General features: G+C 44.7%; 10 protein-coding genes. 1 reads left to right on the forward strand and 9 read right to left on the reverse strand.

All coding sequences use genetic code 11. From position 1 onward, the window contains the following. Nucleotides 1–75: 75 nt before the first annotated feature. The 4 genes from ACYCSE_RS25950 to ACYCSE_RS25965 all read right to left on the reverse strand — a co-directional run bounded on the left by ACYCSE_RS25950 (nt 76) and on the right by ACYCSE_RS25965 (nt 4286). Entirely contained in the window at nt 76–498 is a 423-nt protein-coding gene (locus ACYCSE_RS25950; protein ID WP_061828460.1) for a hypothetical protein, read from the reverse strand. A gap of 16 nt (nt 499–514) precedes the next feature. After that, nucleotides 515–1183: a uracil-DNA glycosylase gene (locus ACYCSE_RS25955; RefSeq protein ID WP_013310967.1), complete on the reverse strand. Its 669-nt coding sequence runs from the start codon at nt 1181–1183 to the stop codon at nt 515–517. Between the two features lie 259 nt (nt 1184–1442). Further along, nucleotides 1443–2105, reverse strand: a complete 663-nt coding sequence (locus ACYCSE_RS25960) for an S-layer homology domain-containing protein (protein WP_459700638.1) — start codon at nt 2103–2105, stop codon at nt 1443–1445. 120 nt (nt 2106–2225) lie between these two features. After that, nucleotides 2226–4286, reverse strand: coding sequence for a glycosyl hydrolase 115 family protein (locus ACYCSE_RS25965; protein ID WP_459700640.1), 2061 nt, complete (start codon nt 4284–4286; stop codon nt 2226–2228). A 257-nt stretch (nt 4287–4543) separates the two neighbouring features. Between ACYCSE_RS25965 and ACYCSE_RS25970 the strand changes: the two genes are divergently transcribed. Further along, complete coding sequence (locus tag ACYCSE_RS25970) at nt 4544–6487, forward strand: serine hydrolase domain-containing protein (RefSeq protein ID WP_250261002.1); 1944 nt, start codon at nt 4544–4546, stop codon at nt 6485–6487. Between the two features lie 184 nt (nt 6488–6671). Here the strand turns inward: ACYCSE_RS25970 and aspS are convergent, their stop codons facing one another. The 5 genes from aspS to ACYCSE_RS25995 form a co-directional block, all read right to left on the reverse strand. After that, nucleotides 6672–8441 (reverse strand): aspartate--tRNA ligase, encoded by a 1770-nt coding sequence (aspS, locus tag ACYCSE_RS25975; RefSeq protein WP_250262055.1) that lies wholly within the window; start codon nt 8439–8441, stop codon nt 6672–6674. Nucleotides 8442–8506: 65 nt separating this feature from the next. Beyond that, nucleotides 8507–10780, reverse strand: coding sequence for an ACP S-malonyltransferase (fabD, locus tag ACYCSE_RS25980; RefSeq protein ID WP_459700642.1), 2274 nt, complete (start codon nt 10778–10780; stop codon nt 8507–8509). A gap of 31 nt (nt 10781–10811) precedes the next feature. Next, nucleotides 10812–11765: an acyltransferase domain-containing protein gene (locus tag ACYCSE_RS25985; RefSeq protein WP_336078351.1), complete on the reverse strand. Its 954-nt coding sequence runs from the start codon at nt 11763–11765 to the stop codon at nt 10812–10814. 61 nt (nt 11766–11826) lie between these two features. Next, the gene (locus ACYCSE_RS25990) at nt 11827–12702 is read right to left on the reverse strand and encodes an SDR family NAD(P)-dependent oxidoreductase (protein WP_061828465.1); all 876 of its coding nucleotides are present in this window, start codon (nt 12700–12702) and stop codon (nt 11827–11829) included. 60 nt (nt 12703–12762) lie between these two features. Beyond that, on the reverse strand, nt 12763–21636 hold the full coding sequence (locus tag ACYCSE_RS25995) for an SDR family NAD(P)-dependent oxidoreductase (protein WP_459700645.1): 8874 nt from the start codon (nt 21634–21636) through the stop codon (nt 12763–12765). Nucleotides 21637–21643: the final 7 nt, after the last annotated feature.

Below are 21643 nucleotides of genomic sequence, written 5' to 3' on the forward strand. Positions count from 1 at the left end.
AACAATCCCATTACTTTTATCGGTTAGCAGCTGACTAAATTGAACCCTTCATCAAAAAAAGGTGAATAATTACAGTTAAAGTTCTCCACGCAGTGACCTTACCACAAACAAATGCTCTTCTTTAGATAAGGTTTGTCCATCTTCAAGGATTACATTGTGTGCCGAGTGACTAACCAGCTTTACATTATAAGCAATCAGCTGATCTTCTCTCCAAATCGTCACCGCCGACTGAAAATGAATGGCATTATCAAACTGTAACGGAACACTCATTACATAACCGATAGCGTTGAGCTTCGCCGGATGGCGGCTTCTACGCTCACGCCCCGGAGGTAGCATGGTAATATATGTAATATTTTCAAAAGGAATAGCCAGCATTTTCGGGCCTAAAATAACGCACTTTCGTATATCATCCCATTTTTCAAGCGTGCCGCGCACCTTCTGGGTATGATCGTTGTTGCCGTGATATAAAATGACCTGACGTCCCTTCCATTGACGCATGTCCTCACCTCCAGTGCTAGCGGTTAGGAATCTCCCACCGAATCGGCTCCATTCCATGCTCCTGCAAAAATGCATTGGTACGCGAAAAAGGCTTGCTGCCAAAAAAGCCTCTGTGAGCCGCCAATGGACTCGGATGAACGGATTTCAGCACCAAATGCTTGCTGGTATTCACGAAGCTTGCTTTTTTCTGAGCATGGCTCCCCCACAAAATAAACACTGCTGGCTGCTCGCGCTCATTAATCGCTTCAATGACAGCATCCGTGAAACGTTCCCAACCTATTCCCTGGTGAGATTGCGGTTGTCCTTCACGCACGGTTAACACGTTGTTTAGCAGCAGCACACCTTGCTCAGCCCAAGGAACGAGGTATCCCTGATTCGGAATGGGAGTACCGATATCATCGCGAAGCTCCTTATATATATTTAGTAGAGATGGCGGTGTTCGCACACCAGGTCTAACAGAAAAGCTCAAACCGTGAGCTTGTCCCTCTCCATGATATGGATCCTGTCCCAATATAACCGCTTTGGTCAGATGAAATGGCGTTAATTTAAGTGCGGAAAACAAGTCTTCTTTTGGAGGATATACCTTATGTAACTTGTACTCTCGGGCTAACGTATACCTTAATTCATTAAAGTATGGCTTTTCGACCTCTTCTCGTAGTACATCATCCCAGTCATTCCCAAACATGCCCCTGTCTCCTCTCAATATGTAGATCTGTGAAAACGGTAAGCTTTTTGATCCAAAAAAATAAGCTGAACTCCTCATCCGGAGCCAGCTTATTTATTCGTTACCTGTGTTATATGCCGAAGGACCAGGAAAATATCCTTACGGTAATCAGCTACCGCAGGTCTAAATTCGATTTCCTTATTATAACATTAACGATAATGATGTCAAGTAACTGAAAGCTTAATTCCCTCAGAAGAAAAGCTCTTTATTGCTGTATTTATTACGATTTTGTATGAGCATTCAGGTATTCCAATGCATTATATAACATAACAGCAGCTTCGGCACGTGTAATCTCTTTTTTTGGATGAAACTTTTCATTTGCATCCAAGGTATTGACCTTGTAGACTAGCGAGCGTTGAATGCTACCTTGGTAAGAAGGCTCCAGTTCGCTGTCATCCGCAATATTCGCAGGTGCAATTTTAATCATCGGAAGAGCGCCTGCTTTTTCCATGCCCTGAATCAGCATGTAGGTGAACTCTTCCTTAGTCAGAGCTTTGGCAGGATCAATATCCTTTGGAATCTCTACGCCATTATAATGCGCGTTGATAAAGGCTTCGGCATACCATGCAGTATCCTTAACATGGGTAAACAGTCCGCTGGCCTGTGGCGCCTTATTAAAATCAATCGCGGCCAAACTGAGCTGGAGTCCGCCGGAGATCAACTGAATGCCTTGGGCAGCGGTCACTTTAGATGACGGGAGAAACTGCGTGTCAGAGACACCTTTGAGTAGACCCTGATCTTTAAGGGATATGATTTTTTCTTTGCCGCTTACGTTGTTCAAATCCTTGAATTGACTGTCTGCCGCAGACAATTGACTTCCAAAGGAGAAGGACAAAATGGCTACGGTTGTAATGGCTGCGAATGCACTTTTTCTCATACTCATGTTAAGTTCCACCTTGTAGTTGAATTAGGCCGCTTGGCCATTAACAACTTCATTGACGTAGTATAAGCTGGAAAGGTTGCAGGCAGACGCTGTTGCTTCTTATGCTACATGCCTTCCTTTTTAATATAATACCTTCTCCAGACTGCGTGCCAACTCATCATCGGGAAGGGGCTTGCGATGCGTATTCTCTAGGTAGATATATTTCTCAGTTTCTGGCATCAAATATTGTTTGGACCACAGGAACATATCCGGACTGTCTCCCTGAAGACGAAGAAATCTCCGCACAGTGTCCGCATGAGAAATAGTGTTATCTAGATTGGTTAACCAATCTGCCCGGTAGAAATGCTCCCATCTTCCAGTTCCTGCGAGCGATAAAGCTTCTTTACCCATTCGGTAGCTCCAAACGGCATGAGAAGCTTGTATAAATGCTCGTGGATAATCTTTTTCAAGGAACAGCCCATAAGCGCTACACAAGCTTGCCAGTCCACGTGAGCCACTTAGATGCAGTTCAATCTGCACAAGCAGTTGATTATACAGCCTTCGACATTCATCTTCTGACAACTGCTTCATGATTCGTAGACACCGCTCTCGCAGTTCAACCCAGTCCGGGATTGCCGACTCGGCTTTTTCCTTGAACCAGCGTACCTGTTCAGGAAAAGGCCTTTTTCCAGTAGCCCAGTACAGCCGTTCATCACGGCTTTCCTTGCCTTGTAGCCAATACCCCATAATTTGCCGAGCCGGATGGTGATAGAATTCCTCCCCTGCCCGATCATCCTTATGCGGGCCATAAACGATCGTACAACGGGAATAATCCCGGTATAAATCGGAAATCTCTTGATGCTGACTACTGTACAGCCGTCCGATAAAATCAGTAAGCTGATCTTCAGCATCCACTTCACCCTTTGTCCATAAATTTGCTACTAAATCCAGCGTATATACATGTGGCAAAATATTACCTGAATTGACCAGCAGGTACTCGTCCGCCCCTGAAGTAAACGCTGCTGTTAATTCCTCTACAATCAAGCTGGCTGAGGAGGGAAATTGGGTAAGATGGTTTGACGCTTGCAAGTCGTGGAAGGTCACATGGTAATATACTCCATTCTTGCCCCCATCCTGCGCCTCAGGCAATGCTGGTACACGATAATTAAGATTCCCATGGCGTCGAGATACCATTTTACCGTAACCATTGTCCGCCCATATTTTGATCACCCCTTCGGGTACTTCAATATGCCCCTGCTTGTATAACTCGGCAATCTCACCATACATCGCCATGCAGCACACGGGATGCTCCACAAATTCACAGATCATATGGTACTGCTTGCGAACCACATATGAGATTAATTGTCCACGTTTGTCCGGCGTATTAAAGGAAGGATCATCTTCCCAAAAAGGCTTGTCACCCTGCCCGCGAAAAGATAATACCCATACAATCTTCTCTTCCTTTTGCCGTTCAATCGCTTCCTGCCACAGCTGTTCAAACAACTCGGGATGCTCCCTGTAGCTAGCTTGTTTACCCGGAAAGGCGCGCAAAAACATCTCCGCCCCCAACGGTTCAGCATGATGATGTGTGATCCATAAGCCCATGTCTGCTGCAAGCTTATGATGGATACCTGTGCGTGGTAAATCGGTTCCGGGAATCACCATATTTCCACCACAGCGCAGTAACGCTTCAAAAACGGGCTGCCACACCTGCTCCGTCGGTGGATAATTATCCTTCCAGCCAATCAAGCATACCTCATCATTGACAAACCATCCCCGATATCGAACCTTGGACGGTATACTGTCAACATTCTGACTCGGCATTACTATGGTATCCCGCTTAGGCGGTAGAATCTCCGCCCAGAACCAGAACGGCTCCACACCCAGAGCGAAACGGCTGTAATGAAGCAGTCCATAAATAATTCCTAATTCATCACGGCCAATAATATGGAGTACCGTTCCCTTGCTACCAGCAACAAAACGCAGACAATAGCCCTCTGGCCAATGCGGACAGCTATCTCCTTCCTGCGCATAACGGATAATGATCGAGGGCTCTACTTCTGTTAGCAATGGTTCGCGGCCAAACACTTGCTTATGATCTCGCGCAATCATGTTCCAAGCGTGGGCAATGGGCACACTTTCATCAGTTTGAAGATTGTATCCGCTTTCAGATGAAATAGTCAGAGGTTCACAGGCTTTCATTTATTGTCATCTCCTATTTTTTTCAACTATGAGGATTCTTCTTGTCTTTATTTTATAGGTTGTCAACATACATATAAAGCTGTACCAACGTAAATATAGCTTTTTTTCGGTAAATCATTTGAGAGTTGAAGCTTCATTTGAGAAAGAAAAAAGTAAGGAACAGGAGAGAAATAAGAAAGACTTGACTGCTACACTAAAAATGTTCCAAAAAACAGACTGCTCTTAAAGATTCAAGCGCAGCAAAAAGGAGACTTGATATGAAATTAAAAAAACGATTTGCCTCTTTGTTCCTGTTGGCATTGATGGCATTTATCCCGGTCCAGGCATATGCTTCTGGGTCCGTTCCAACCACTCCCTCTGGAATTCCGATTTCCGAAATCGAAAACAGAACAGATCAAATTATGAAAAAATATATAGGAACAGCGATTCCTGGTGCTGCGGTTTCCATAGTAAAGGACGGAAAAATTGTTTTTTCAAAAGGTTACGGATACGCAAACATCGAGAAACAAACACCCATGAGTACGGAAACAACCTATATGGAGGCAGGTTCCGTATCGAAATTGTTCACCTGGACGGCAGTAATGCAACTGGTTGAGCAAGGAAAGCTGGATTTGAATACGGACATCCGCACATACTTGCCTGACGGCTTTCTCAAGCCTTCTTTTGATAAGCCTATTACCCTGAAATCACTGATGAGCCACACGGCAGGTTTTGAGGAGCGCCTGGAAAAACTTTTGGTTCATGACGCTGCTGATCTTAGGCCTCTCAAGGAGCATATCGCACCCGGAAATCAGCCTCAACAGATTTATGAGCCTGGAACAGTGATTGCTTATTCCAACTATGGGACCAACCTGGCCGGTTATATTATAGAACGTGTATCCGGAATGCCTTTTGAAACCTATATTCAGAAACATATATTTGAGCCTCTGGACATGAAACATTCTTACTTTACACAACGGTATGATCTTATCCCAGAGGTTATCGAACATAAAGCAACAGGCTACTCCAAGAAGGATGGAAACTGGGTGGCAAAACCGAATGTTTTCTTTAATGATGTGCCGGCTGGTGCGTTAAACATTACTTCGGAGGACATGGCTCATTTTATGCTTGCTCATCTGAACATGGACCATTCCTTAAAATATTCGCTGTTCAACAAGAATGAAACCTTGCGAGAAATGCATGAGGCTTCGTATACCCACTATCCCGAGCTTCCGGGGAATGCCCATGGCTTTTGGGAACGGTTCGCGGGGGATTATCGTGTTATCGAGCACGGTGGAAATACAGATTCATTCTCCTCTCTGGTCTCTATCGTGCCGGATCAAAACTTTGGGATCAGTATTCTGACTAATGTGGAAAATGAAATGTCTGGGGCGAGAAGCGAACTCATTGACCTGTTTGTCGGGGGTTCCGATGCTACTCCGCAAGCTGACAGCACGTTGAAGCATAGCGGGGATGTGGCGGGAAAATACCGTTCTGCTCGCGCAGTATCATCTGGTATATTGAAGCTTCTACCCGTATTATCCAATGCGGAAGAAGTGGTCACAGCCAACGGCAATGGCGGAATCACTCTGAGTATTCCATCCATGAATATTAATGTTGATTATGTAGAAACCAAACCCTATTTTTTTGAACGTGTGACTCCCGGGAGCACTCCTTATGATCATGCGGGCCTAAATATCAGCCGTCTTTTTTTCTTAACCAATGCCGATGGTAAAGTGACGCAGTTGTCATATGGAGTGATTGATGACCAATTGCCGATATCCTTCCTGCAAACATCCATTTTCAGTTATATTCTGGTCGGGGGATGTGGTATTTGGTTTGCGCTTGGGTCTATTCTCGGTATTATTGGATGGCTGCGGAAGCTCAGGGACGCAAGAAAGCAGAAGAGTACTTCGCGGCTTCCCTTGCCTGACAGTGTAACCGTAATCCCCTTGCTGGGTCTGCTTGTGATCGTCAATCTCATTGCTTCAAGCATCCAATTGATAGGCGACCCCTATCAGCCTATGTCCAATTTCAATTTGAATATTATCTTTTTCTGGGTACTGGGGCTTGCCTTTGTATCGGCCGCCTATCTTGCTGTAAGAAGATGCAGTGTTACCCAAACTACATTGTTAAGAAAGGTATACACCGCGACGCTGATTCTTTCGTTTCTAGCTATTTCGATTTTCCTGTATTCCTATAATTTCTACTTTTTGGTATAGCTCCACTCGATAAGCCTGCATACCTTCCAGTGTACCGTTAAAGATTGTCATCGTGAACAACCCTAATCTGAGCTAAATAAAAAAACTCTCCTCTGCATCTAGCAGGGAGAGTTTTTAACACACTCAATGAGATTTAAATACGTGCCGGATTGAGCCTTTGCTTTCAGTATGTTGTTGAATCTGTTTATTCTGTTTCTGGCTGAGTATTTACCAATTTTATATGAACATCTCTCAATTGTTTCTCAGTAACCTCCGAAGGTGCTCCCATTAATATATCCTGCGCTTTGCTATTCATTGGAAAAGCAATAACCTCGCGGATATTCGATTCATTTGCAATGATCATAACAATCCTATCAATTCCAGGTGCTATACCTGCATGAGGCGGCGGCCCAAATTGAAAAGCATTAAAGAGTGCAGGAAATTTACTCTTGATGTCTCCATATGTATAACCTGCAATCTCAAAGGCTTTTACCATAATCTCCGTATCATGATTCCGGACAGCACCCGAGGACAGTTCAATCCCATTACATACAATATCATATTGGTACGCAAGGATATCAAGAGGATTCATATTCAGCAGCGCATCCATACCACCTTGTGGCATCGAAAAAGGATTATGGCTAAATCCAATTTTATGAGTATCAGGATCCAATTCAAACATAGGAAAATCAACTATCCAGCAAAATTTATATATATCCTTTTCCAGCAAATCCAGTCTTTTTCCTAATTGATTTCTGACAGCACCGGCTATTTTTTCTACATTTTTAAGTTGGTCAGCAGCAAAAAACAGTGCATATCCTGAACTAGCTTGCGTAACATGTATTAATTGGGTTTTCACCTCTTCAGAGATGAATTTTGCAATAGAGCCACTAAGAGACATATCATCATTGAACTTAATCCATGATAGGCCTTTCGCTCCAGCCTCAACAGCAAAGTTTACTATATCGTCATAAAAGCTTCTTGGCTGTGCTCCACAACCAGGAACAGCAATAACTCTTATCGTTTTATTTTTAAATACTTTAAAATCAGTCTCTGTAAACAGCTCTGTAACATCATGGATAATTAATGGATTTCTTAAATCAGGTTTATCGCTCCCGTATTTGAGCATGGCTTCTTGATATGGAATCCTGCTAAAAGGCTTTGAGATTTTAAAATTTGTAAATTCGGAGAAAACTTCATATAGCATATTTTCAACTACATTAAAGACATCTTCCTGTGTTGCGAAAGCCATTTCCAAATCCAGCTGATAAAACTCGCCTGGTGATCTGTCTGCCCTTGCATCCTCATCTCTAAAGCAAGGAGCAATTTGAAAATATTTATCAAAGCCCGAAACCATTAATAATTGTTTAAATTGTTGAGGTGCTTGAGGCAAGGCATAAAATTGACCTGGATGCACTCTACTAGGAACTAAATAGTCTCTGGCGCCTTCTGGAGATGAACTTGTCAGGATAGGTGTCTGAATCTCTAAAAAATTCAAATCGATCATCTTTCTTCTGATACTTTGAATTACTTTAGAACGAAGTATAATATTATTGTGTAGTTTTTCATTCCGCAGATCCAAGAAACGATACTTTAATCTTAAATCCTCCCGAGCTTCATTTGCTAAAGTTACTTCAAAAGGTAATGGATTCACTACCTTCCCTAAAACTTTTATCTCATTGGCAGCTAACTCAATATGCCCGGTTTTCATAGTGGGACTAATCGTATTTTCAGATCTGTTACATACAGTACCTGTAACAGAAATGGTTGACTCCCTGCTGATCTTTGATACAAAATCTTTCAATTCGTTATTATCAGAAACAACAACCTGCGTTACTCCATAATGGTCCCTAAGGTCAATAAAAATAACCCCGCCATGGTCACGCATATTTTTTATCCATCCTGCAATTCTCACTACTTCGCCGACATGTTTTTGATCCAGTTCTCCACAGTTATGAGTCCTATAACTATGCATGAAAAACCTCACTTTCTTTTATCCCTTATTATCTTAATAATTTCTATTTTTCTCCACACTTATACTCACATTATCGTTAAAGCTTTATACCTTTCATTCAGGTATTCCGCAGTTTCAACCATTATTTTTTGTCCTATTTCATCAACATGCCTGTTCTTCCAATTCTCAAAGACTGTTCCCTTGACCCATTGGTTAAAAGCGCCAAGGGCTGGTCCGCAGTGTACTTGATAATCAACCTTACTGTGTTTGTCTCCATTCATTGCAAGTCGTGTAGAATAAGTAAAGTACCATCTAAATATCAACGCCATCTTACGTTTAGGAATCCTTTCAGCTTTTTCAATGATCTCAGCCGGGTAATAAGCTTTAATATCTTCATATACTTGTTCAATACTCTTCTTAAAATACTTTTCTTCAATATATTTTTTGGTTCCGCTATCAATTTCATCTATGGAGTTATAATTACGGTAAAGATCATATAATTTATTCGCCCTGGCCGGGAAAAAAACTCCTTTTTTCATAACCTGAATTTTCGCTCCTATTTCAAACATATCCCCTGCGGGAGCGTAGTCTGTATCCTGTATATTTAACTGCTGGAGCAAATCTTTTACATCATCACTTGTCCCTGCTTCAACCGTACATTGGTTGATTGATCCTGTCATGATAAAATCCGCACCCAGTATAAACGCTGCCGCAGCTGCTTGTGGAGTCCCTATCCCCCCGGCTGCCCCTACCCTTATACTTTTATTGTATTTATACTTAAGTAACGCTTCATCCCTCATTTTAAGCATTAACGGAACCAGTACATATGCAACCGCATGATCCGTATGCCCGCCTGAATCAGCCTCGACGCACAGATCGTCTACCATAGGAATTTCCATCGCCATCCGGGCCTCATCCCGGCTTATCCTATTTTCCTCTAGCAGTTTATTTACGATATTCTGAGGCGAAGGACTCAAGAATGCCTCCACAACCTCGGGTCTTGATACTTTCGCTATAATCCTGTTCTGCGGTGTTACGATCCCCTTTTCATCTCGTTTTAAACCTTTCAATCTGTACCTTACCAAAGAAGGCGTTATACTCATAAACGCAGAGGCTTCAATAGTTCTAACACCGTATTTTATGTATAAATCAACGATGTTATTTTCTATTTCCAGGTGATCAGGAACATGAATAAGATTCATTCCATAGGCTTCGCCTTGGTTCAATTCTTTCTGAATATACTTTATAGCTTCTTCAAGGGCCCCAATTTTGACTCCCCCTGCCCCAAAGAATCCCATCATTCCTGCCTTACCTGCCTTAACGACCATCTCTTTTGAAGATATTCCCTTATACATCGAACCCATAAGATACGCGTATTTAAGTCCATAATATTGTTTGAATTCGCTATGACCAAGAGACTCCGCTGTAAATCGTTGGCCGGATATATTATTCCTCGACTTTACTTCCTGTACCTGCTCGCTATGTTCTTCATCCTCCCTCACAATCAGCGGTTCTGCTTCTCGTTGTATTGCATTAACTAACCCTGTTATGACTTTTCCAGGTCCAACCTGGATGAATTGGGTTACATTTTTACCCATTAGATATCTTATACTTTCCGACCATTTGACCGGACTTACGATCTGGTTGATCAGCGTACTTCTTACATCTTGCTGCCTGTAGGGTCTGGCATAGATATTTGAAATGACTGGTATTTTTAATTTTGAGAATTCGAACTGTGACGCATAGGCCTCAAATCTCTGTCTGGCATCTTCCAAATACCTAGAGTGAAATGCTCCGCTTACATTTAAAATTACATAGTTTGTGGCTCCTGCATCCTCAAAAATTGGCTGCGCCCGTTCAATCATGCCCTTCGGTCCTGAGATGACAATCTGGCTTGGCGAATTAAAATTGGCAACATCAATCTCCCTTAAATTATTTTTCTCGATAACTTCTCTAAATACTTCCTCCTTCAAGCCTATGACCGCAGCCATACCACCACCGGTAGCCTTGACCATCAGCTCTCCTCTTTTTTTAACCAGCTTCAAGCCCGTTTCAAAGTCAAATGCCTCTGCGGCAAATAAGGCATTGTATTCACCCAGGCTATGTCCTGCAACATAATCGGGTTTTCTTCCAGTCTCTTTTAATGTATTAAGATAACTCAAAGCGTTTACGACAAATAGCGCCGGTTGGGTAAAATCCGTTTGTCCTAGTTGATTGGCAGGATCTTCAAGACACAGTTTTTTAATAGAATAACCAAGAATAGCATCCGCTTTTGCAACCAATTCCTGAAATTCGTCAAATAGTTCTACTCCCATGCCTTTGGCTTGAGCCCCTTGTCCAGGGAACAGATATGCGATCATTTGTGTCCTCCTTTTTGCTAGTGAATGCATATTAGTCGAATATTTCAAATAGACGATCCAAATTTTTCATATCGTTTTGAAAAGGTGAAAGAATAGAACAAATACTTGCCATTTTCTTGCTACCAAAATTGTACTTTACAAAATTAGCAAGAGTGCCTGAGGGGCCAAGGTCAATATAGATAATCCCGTCCCCGTCTCCCAGACATTTTAAAGCGTTCCGAAAACGGATAGGTTTTCTAGCAACATCCCAAAGAAAACGGTTGTCAAGGGATGCCGCCTTGCCTCCGTACATAGATGAGACCATATTTATGGTCGGATTCCTTAGAGTTTTAAGCTTTAAAAACGCTGTATATTCCAAGGCTATAGGGTCCATTAAGGAAGAGTGGAAAGCAAACTGGACCGGCAGTCTTTGACATATAATCTCATTAGCTATCAAGTAGCGTTCAATTTTTTCCAGTTCCTCACAGCTGCCAGAAATGACAAAATGCGAGTCGTAGTTGATTGATGCTAACTCTGAGTTGGCATTCAATACGGATATTTGGTCATACAGACTGAGGTCGCCAATTACGGCCAGCATGCCACCCTTTGGACAGTAGTTTTCTACCATTTGTGCTTGCTTGACAAGGCTTTGAAGAGTATCTTCATAACTCATACAGCCAGCCACAGCAACAGATGCAAACTCACCGAGGCTGGAACCCAAAACATAATCAGGATAAATCCCCTTTTCCAGTAATACCTGTGTGAGGGCATACTCCACCATGAAAATCGCAGGGTGAGTATATAACAGGCTATCAAACACGTCCCCCCTCCCACGGTTGTCGTCGTACAGCATTTTTAATACGGACCTGCCTGTAATATCCGTATGAATCTCATCCAGCTTGGTCATCCATTTCCGAAAAACTGAATTTAACCTATATAATTCTTTTCCCATGCCGTAGTATTGTGAGCCTTGGCCTGAAAACATAAAAATCACAGATCTGTCCATTCTAACCTCCCACAACATACTCATTGATAAAATCCTAATAAAACCATTTAAAATAAATATTTCACAGTAAATTGCGAACTAATTGCATTTGGGAAGGTGTAGGATTGCTTTCGTTAAGAACATTCTCCATATGTTGTCTTATTGCAGGTTTGAATTTCGGCTCTGTTATGATATATAGCTGCCCTTTTTTGATTCCCTCAAACATCTGATTTGCTACATCCTCTGGAAGTATTCCATTCTGGACAGCCTTGCGGGCCAATTGATTAATGACTTGTCTTTCCGGGGGAAGATTTCCTAGTCCGGTCTGCTTACTCAGCTCCGTCGGTCGGTTCCGTTCCGCATCCATAATTTGGGTACGTACGAACCCAGGGCAGACAACCGAAACTCCTACATTGGAACCTATCAATCTGAGTTCTTGGTGTAGCGTTTCAGACAAGCTTAAAACGGCATGTTTTGACGCGCTATATATTCCATTACCGGGGCCGGACAATAGTCCGGCGATGGATGCTGTATTCACAATATGACATGCGGTTTTCTGTTTCAGCATAATAGGAACAAAAACTTCAGTTGCAAAGAGAATCCCCCATATGTTTACGTTTATTACCCACTGCCAATCTGCCACCGTATTTTCCCACAATAAGCAGCCCGTGCCGGCGTCCACCCCTGCATTGTTGAACAAAAGATGCACAGCTCCAAATGTCTGAACCGTTTTTTGCGCTAATGCACGTATATCAGCTTCTTTGGAAATATCCGTCACTACGGATAACGTTTCTGCGCCCATGTCTTTCAATTGTTTTTCGGCCCTTAGAAGGGCCTCCTCCTCAATGTCCGCGAGGACGACCTTCATGCCCTCATTTACACACCGGTCCGCAATAGCGCGGCCAATCCCACTGGCAGCTCCTGTAACTACGGCTATCTTATCTTTAAATTCCCTCATGATTTACCTCCAATATAATTTGTAATTTCCATCTGATAGTGATCGGTTCCCTGCTTATGTTTAAAACTGGGTTATCGGTAGGGGAATCCTGCGGACATCTTTATCCTCATGGAGTGCCTCCCATGAAATCCTGCCCCCCTGGGTCCAATACATCGCTATATTTTCCATGTTTTTCTCCTCTAGCAGCAATTGAGAAACGGTCTCTCCTATTTTCCCTGAGAGAAGCGCACTCGTGTTTGAGTCTTCTACGCTTTCTCCTATAAATAAAGGAATAGATGCCCCTTCGGGTCCGTTGCCGCTATCAGCTATTTCGAGAAGTTCCCTAAGACCCGTGAGTAGATCCTGCCGCGTACTCGCTACGATTGCCGCCCGGCATGTCATCGCTTCGCGACCTGTCTGAAGTGTAAAGGCAATATCTTGTAAGGCATCATCGCTCTGCTGCTCCAGATATCCCAGTAATTGATTGGCAAGCGCCATCAGTCTCTCCCGGTTTATGTCCGAGAGAATCACCACTTCGGGCTGATCTGCGACTCGTAAATGAATGTTGTCTTTTTCTGAAGGGATATATTCTTCCAGAATGAAATGCACATTAGAGCCTCCCGCACCAAAGGAGCTTACGGTTGCCCGCAACGGGAATTCCCGTTTTTCTCCCTGCATCTCAATTACAGGCCGCTCCCATTCCTGAACTTCCCGCTGCAAATAAAATGGAGTATTACTGAAATTAATATTAGGGTTAAGCTTCTCGGCCTTAATGGTAGGAACCAGTTTTCGATGCCATAATTGCAATATGACCTTGGTTAGCTGTGATATCCCCGAAGCCGCTTCTGCATGCCCAATATTGGATTTGACTGAGCCAATGGCACAAAATTGCTGCTCGGTCGTGAATTTCTGGAATGCTTTATTCAAAGCAGCAAGTTCAATAGGGTCTCCCAATGTAGACCCATTTGCGGCTGCCTCTACATAACTGATCGTCCGGGGGTCTATACCAGCTTTCAAAAAGTTTTCTTCGACTAGTTGCGCCTGCGCATTGGGGTTAGGGATTGTATATCCATTGCTATGTCCCCCATGATTGGTTGCCGTGGATTTAATAACCGCTAAAATGCAATCTCCATCCTGTACAGCCTTATGAAGCGGTTTTAAGAGTACCGCTCCAACTCCTTCCGCTGGAAGGTACCCATCCCCATCTGCAAAGCTTCTGCTATCTTCATGACTTCCAATCAACTGATTTTGACTGGATTCAATATATTTTTTGGGACTGGTCAATAGATTCCCCCCGCCAGCTACCGCTATTTGACACTCTCCCCTGATCAGGCTTTCACATGCCATATGGACAGCTACAGCTGAGGAAGAGCTCATCGTATCAATGGATATGCTCGGTCCCTGGAAATTGAAATAATGCGACATGGGGTTGGCGACTGCAACAGACCCAAATGATGTTACCCGTTGAGCAGAGTCCGGTTCGGTATCACAGGAGCAGTATTTGTGATATGTAGCGCCCACATAGACGCCAACCTTGTTCTGGTGTTTCTTCTGTAATGCCTCTCGCGTATATCCTGCACTTTCAAGCAAATTCCATATTATTCCCAGGAAGAGTTGCTCCATCGGGTCCATTAAACTGATCTCATAGGGGGTGAGATGAAAGAATGCTGGCTCTGACAGGCTCATTCGTTCCATGAAACCGCCCCACTTGCAGTAGGTTTTTCCCGGCTTGTTTCTCTCCTTGTCAAAATAAAGATCATGCTCCCAACGATCTTTTGGAACTTCGGTAATGCAGTCCTTGCTTTCTTGGAGATTGCTCCAGAACTCCTGAAGATTTTCCGCACCTGGATATTTCCCGGACATCCCGATAACAGCAATGTCCATCGCTCCTGTTTCTTGTTTCTTCTCCTCTGGAGGCTCTACCTCGGTTGCTGAAAATTGGGGGTGACGGAATATCGGAGAAGGGGCTTTTACCTGCTCCATACCAAACCATTCAATCAATTCGCCTCGATGCGATTCCAGGAAATATTCTATTAAACTCTGGATATTCGGATATTCAAAAAGTAAGGTCCTCGATAGCGGTCCGAAGTTTTTTTCCAACTCATCGGTTAATTCCATTGACTTTATGGAGTCTACACCATAGTTTTCCAGATTTTTGTCCTCTTCAATGCGCTGTTCCGGCAGTCCAGTGGACGAAGAGAGCAGGCGCTTTAGGTAACTTGTCATTTTTTCACGCAGTAGCTCTTCTTCCTGGCTGGACACTGCCTTATTTGTTATAGAAGTTGTGTCGGCTTTTGCACCCGCAGCTGCTGCCTGATCTATACCAAACAAAGCGATCAATTGGTCTCGATAGGCTTCCATAAAATATTCCGTCAAACTCCGAATATCTGGATATTCAAAAAATAGAGTCCTCGACACCTGATCGAATGTTTTTTCCAGCTGGTCGGTCAACTCCATAGACTTTATAGAATCAACCCCATAATTTTCAAAAGGGGTATCCTCTTCGATTCGATATATTGGCAGTGCGATGGACGATGAAAGCAGGGTCTTCAAGTAATGGACCGTCTTTTCACGCAGCAGGTCCTCTGCTCTGCCGGACACTTCCTCGTTTGCTGCAAAAGTTGTGTCAGCTTTCGCGCCTGCCACCGCTACCTGATCTATACCAAACAAAGCAATCAATTGGTCTCGATAGGCTTCCACAAAATATTCCGTTAAACTCCGGATATCCGGATATTCAAAAAATAGAGTCCTAGATACCTGATCGAATGTTTTCTCCAGCTGGTCGGTCAACTCCATAGACTTTATAGAATCAACCCCATAATTTTCAAAAGGTGTATCCTCTTCGATTCGATATACGGGCAGGCCGATGGACGTTGAAAGCAGAGTCTTCAAGTAATGGACCGTCTTTTCACGCAACAGGTCTTCTTCTTGGCCGGACTCTGTTTTGTTTGCTGTGGAGGGAACGATGTTAGCTTCTGACCCGAGCGCCTGATCCTGAGATGCTTTACCGCTTTCTTCAAGCTGTCCCTCCATGATCATCATGTTGCTGATTAGATCTACGTCTCCTTCGATCACCATGACCTGATCCGAAATACAGGCTATACTTTGGTACAGGGCGCTCATTCCTGTCTCTGTCCTCATCGCATACATACCCACCTTCTGCATGGCCTTCTCCGTCTCTTGGTCAGGGCGCATTCCGCCATCTTTCCATAACGGCCAATTGATGGACAGCGTTTTGCCTGTACGCTCCATGGAGGATACCAAGGTATTGCGGTACCAGGCATATGCGTCCATAAAAGCATTCGCGGCAGCATAGTCAGACTGACCTGCATTACCACCCACTCCCGAACCTGACGAAAAAAGGATAAAGAAGTCAAGAGCAATGTCCTTACTGGCTTGGTCCAGATTTACCAGTCCCGCAACCTTGGGCGCCAGCACTGCCCTGAATTCCAGGCTAGTCTTTTTAATAATGTAGTTATCCTGGATTATTCCAGCACTGTGCAGGATGCCGTTGATTCCGCCGTATGTCTGTTTGATATCTTCAATTAAGCCAACCACAGCTTCCTTCCGCGTGACATCCACCTGTCTGTATTCCACCCGGACGCCCAATGCCTTCAATTCCTCCAATGAGGTCTGCTTGTCCTGGTCCAGTAGGGAACGTCCAGTAAGAATCAAAGTCACTTCCTTGGCCTGACGCGCAATCTCTTTAGCAAAAATAAGACCTACACCCTTTGCTCCTCCAGTAATCAAATAAACCCCGCGGTCTTTCCATGGAATATCCGGTGTCTCTGACGGCATTTCTGCTTTACTCCAGACAGGAACCCAACGTTTGCCTTCTGCAAACCGGATGCGGCTATCCGCAGGGTGTCGGCTGCTCGTCTTTAGTATTTCGATGAGCCCTTCCATTTTTTCTGTACCCTCAACTTCAATTAACTGACCATGGATCTTTGGATTTTCCTTTTGCGCAGTTTTGAGTATGCCGCACAGCCCAGCGAAGAGCAGCTTTTCATGTTGAGGCATCGTTACAATCTGCACCAGCACCTTGCCTTTGGGTTTATCATTCAGGATACTTTTTATTTTTTCAAAAACCTGGACAGCATACATTTCGAAGCCGCGATCGATCTCTTCCATACCGGATTGCAGAGTGATACATTCCACTCCTGCCAAGGAGAACTCGATATCTCCTGCAGCAATGGTATCTGTTTCGCAAAGCATTACCACATGTCGTTCGTAAATGGGAACCATCGTGTCCTCCGCAACAACCGCCTGTTCTTTCCAGAAGGGTTGGAGCATCATTGCACCAGGTGTTTTCTCACATGCGCCCACTACCTTGTAGGAGCATCCTTTTATGCGCACGCAGACCTGGCCTGCCTCATCACACAATTCAATGTCATACTTCTGCGTATTATGACCAGCCCCGCTTCCTCTGCTATATCGGATCAACGCCCACATTTCACAGGGACATTCCCGAAATATTTCGATTCCCTCAATGGCAGTCGGCCGTATTTTCTGTAGAGGATCAATGCCTGAAGGCCGCATGATATTTTCATCATTCGAAAACAAGTATGCCGGCGGCATTTGCAAAGCAGCGTTTATTATAAAGGGATGCAAAACAAATAAGCTCTCAGTATTCCTAATACCGGAAGGCAACGATTGCTTGGCCAGCACTAACCCCTGTCCTATATGCACTTGTTCATTGGTCTGATGTCCCAGACTGTCGTCGGCTCCCATGTCCCACACTGCTTCGTCGTCTATCCCAGGCGAAACATGCTGAAAGCATTCCATCTGCAAAGCTTGTATATCCCACGTTTCCGCTTCATTCAACATCTCCAGTGCGGCATTACCCTGGCTGTGTAAGACAGGGTCTCCGGCTTCTGTTAATCTGCTGTAGATTTTAAAGCCAATCGCTCCTTGATCTCCCGGAAAGAGCCCTATATGTATTTCTAACGGCTGATCTCCTATAGCGGGAGCATGTGTCCATACAATATCTTTAATAATGATGTTTGCCTGCCCCTTCTCCTGTACTGTTAACGACTGCTCAACCGCTGCCCGCACCATTTCAAGGCATGCCGCTTCTGACAGGACAAGCTTTCCGTCAATTACGGAGTTTTTCAGATAAAACTCCTGGCCGCTAAAGGTTGAACTAAATCTTTGCTCAGAAAGTACGGAGGTGTTTTGATGCAGTAATGGATGTAGATGTGCAACCGCATTGACGACAGGCTTTTCTTCATCTACATGTATCCAATAGCGTTCTCTGCCAAAAGGATAGGTGGGTAAAGGGATACGGCGGGGCTGGACATTACCGTAAAGTCTGCTCCAGTCCATATGGACACCCTTGACCCACAAGTCTGAGATTCTGCCGTACTTTTCCGCCAGAATCTGTAAATCAACCGTTTCATCGAGCGTTTTCTCCTCTGAGGCCATGTTCAAGCTCTCCTTGTCTCGCTTGGCCTGTCCCCGGTAAAGCTGTGCAATACTCTGTCTTCCTCCAATAAAGCCCCGCAACTTGCTTCTAAGTTCCTCCACTGACTCAACGACCACAGCGAGGCGCTCTTCCATCGCTTCGCGTCCTGTCTGCAAGGTATAAGCCACATTCACCAAATCGTGATCGGAAAACTCATTCCGATCCATTGCAGCAACCAATTGGCTTACCTGCTCCTTCAATGCTCCATCACTTTTTGCCGACAGAACTACGACGACTGGTCTTGGAGGAGTAAAGGCATTTTGAAAGTCATCCTGTTCCGCAGGGAGGTATTCCTCAAGGACGATATGGGCATTAGCCCCACCGGCTCCAAAGGAAGATATCCCGGCGATCCTCGGGTATTCCCGTTGCTCGCCGTCCTCCTCCACTATCGGACGCTCCCATTCAGAAAGCCCCTGTTGGACTACAAATGGCGTTTTGGAAAAGTTTATATTAGGGTTCAGTTTTTGGGAATGCAGGCTAGGGGCAATTTTCCGGTTTTTCATTTGCAAGATGATTTTAGCGATGCCTGCAATCCCTGCGGCCGCCTCTAAATGGCCTATGTTTGATTTTACCGAGCCAATAGCGCAAAAACCCGTGTCCTGCGTATCTTTCTTAAATGCCTGGGTTAGCCCGGTGATCTCAATAGGATCGCCGAGCTCCGTTCCAGTACCGTGGGCCTCAATATAACTGACTGCCCGGGCATTTACGCCTGCTTTATCAAAAGCCTCTCTGATCAGTTCACCCTGTGCTACCGGGTTAGGCACGGTATACCCATTTGTTTTTCCTCCATGGTTGATACGGGTTCCCCGAATAACCGCATAGATATGGTCCTTGTCTGCAATGGCTCGTGATAAAGGTTTGAGCAGCACGACCCCTGCACCTTCGCCAGGGACAAATCCATTCCCGCCTTCCCCAAAGCTTTTACACTGTCCCTCAGGCGATAGCATTCTCATCGTACTGAGAAAGATATAGCTTGAAGGATGAAGATATAAGTTGACTCCTCCAGCAACAGCCATTTCGCATTCACCGTTAAAGATATGCTCACAGGCCTCGTGGATTGCAGTTAATGAGGAAGAGCACATGGTATCTACCGGGATACTGGGCCCCTTTAAGTTCAAGAAATAGGATATTCTGTTGGCTACCGAACTGAAGGAGGTTCGCGGAAAGACGGGTTGTCCTTGTTCCCACAGCTTTGGTCCATATAAATTGAACCCCGTTCCGGTAATTCCTGCAAAGACGCCAATCCGGCCATTATACTGTTCGGCGAGCTGTTCCCTGCTATATCCTGCATCCTCGAAAACCTTCCAGCATTCTTCCAGAAATATTCGCTCCTGAGGATCCATACTCATCGCTTCCCGGGGAGATATATTAAAGAAGAGAGGATCAAAATCTGCAAAATCCTCCACAAATCCTCCATATTTACTATAGCTTTTGCCCTTCTCAACCGCTTCTTTGATGTCGGAACAGTAGAAACCTTCCCTCTTCCAGCGTTCCGCAGGAATTTCTGTTATACAGTCTTTGCCCTGTTCCAGATTACTCCAGTACTCATCCATATTTTTGGCCTGCGGATATCGTCCGCTTATACCAATAATCGCTATTTGCTCGTGTTTCACACGGTCTCTGTTAGTAGCCGTGTTGCAGATACGATTGTTTGCTTCCTTTGGCAGGGGTGACAAAGAAAACTCGCTGGCAGCATGCAAGGTTGCGGAAATGGAGACGGATTTCTCTTCCGTCTTTATCGGGCTTCCGATTCCTGTCCACCGTACGCATTCCTTGTGATAATCAGCAATAAAATATTCGGCCACTGCCTCCAACGTCTGATATTCATAAAACAAGGTCATTGATATTTCTCCAAAAATGCCCTGCAGCTTTTGATTAAGCCTTGTAATCATGATGGAGTCTATGCCATAACTCTCCAAAGGCTCGCTGACATCAATCTTGTCAATGCTCAGCTTGGTAACTTCTCCAAACAACAGTTTTAGCTGATGTAAGGTTTTTTCCAGAAGCAGTTCAAGATTCACCTCTGAAGAAGCTGACTCTTCAACATATTCTTTCTCCTGCGGTTGGGACTCCAAGAAATACTTTTGCAATCTGGATTGCTCACCTTCTATGACCAATAACTGATTTAGACCAGCGGCCAGACCGTTATATAAAGCCCGGATACCGTTTGAAGCTTGCATAGCTACCATGCCAATACTTTGCCAAGCCCTCTCCGTGTCATCGTCCACATGCATCCCTCCGTCCTTCCAGAGAGGCCAATTGACAGATAGCGTCTGCCCTCTGCGCTCTTTTGAGGATACAAGGCTGTTTCGATACGCGGCATAGGCATCCATAAAGGCATTTGCGGCAGAATAGTCGGCTTGACCGGGGTTGCCCATAATCCCAGCTATTGAGGAGAAGAGAATAAAGAAATCAAGATGTAGCTCCTTGGTCGCCTGATCTAAGTTCACCAGTCCGGCAACCTTTGGTGCCATTACTCCCGCGAACTCTTCCTGTGATTTATTCATGATAAAACGATCCTGTATTACTCCAGCACTATGAAGAATACCATCAAGGCCTCCATACTCTTCCCTGATCTCAAGGATCAATTTGGAGACCTCTTCCTTCCGTGCTACATCTACCTGTCTGTACTCAACGCGGGCCCCCAGCGCCCTCAACTTCTCCAATATGGCCTGTTTGCCTTCGTCCGGATTTGACCGGCCTACAAGAACTAGCGTGGCTTCCCTGACTCGCTGGGCGATATCCTCCGCAAAAATAAGTCCTAAACCTCCTGCACCGCCTGTAATCAAATAAGTCCCCCGATCCTTCCAGGGCACTCTCCCCGTTGTCTCGGTGGGTTTCATCTCGTTCCAGCCGAGAACCAGACGTTTGCCATCCTCATACCGTATCCTTTTATCCTTTGGATATTGACTGTTCTCTTTTAATTTCTCAATCACCTCTTCCAGACCTACAGATTCCAATTCTACGAACTGCCCTACGATTTTCGGGTTTTCTTTCTCAGCTGTCTGCAGTAATCCCAATAGTCCTGCGAAAGGTTGCTGCGCGCTGTGTGCGGAAACTGCAATCTGTATTAGTACGCTACCCTTGGATTCCTCTTTGAGAACCATTTGCACTTCCGTGAGCAGCTGGGTGGCATACGCCTGAAAGCGTTCATCCATGCTGCTTTGGCTGGCATGCAGCTTGATGCAACGGGTTCCTTCCATGAGCGATTCAATGCTTCGCTCCGCGAAATGATCCAGTTCGCAAAGCACCACCAGATGCTGGCTAAATTCAGGGTGTGCCACTTTCTGGAGAGCAACTTGCTCTTTCCAGAAAGGCTCAAGCATAAGGACTCCCGTATCCGCCAAGGACCCCGAAGTCCTTATTCCGCTTTGCGGGGTCTCATGCGAAGCCATTTGAGCTTGAAATTGGCGTATTTTTACAATGGCGTCCTCTTTCTGTATCCGTCCGCTTTTTACCTCGCCTAGAATATATTGAAAAAAGTCCTTCATCTTCTAT

The sequence above is a fragment of the Paenibacillus sp. SEL1 genome (assembly GCF_054602535.1).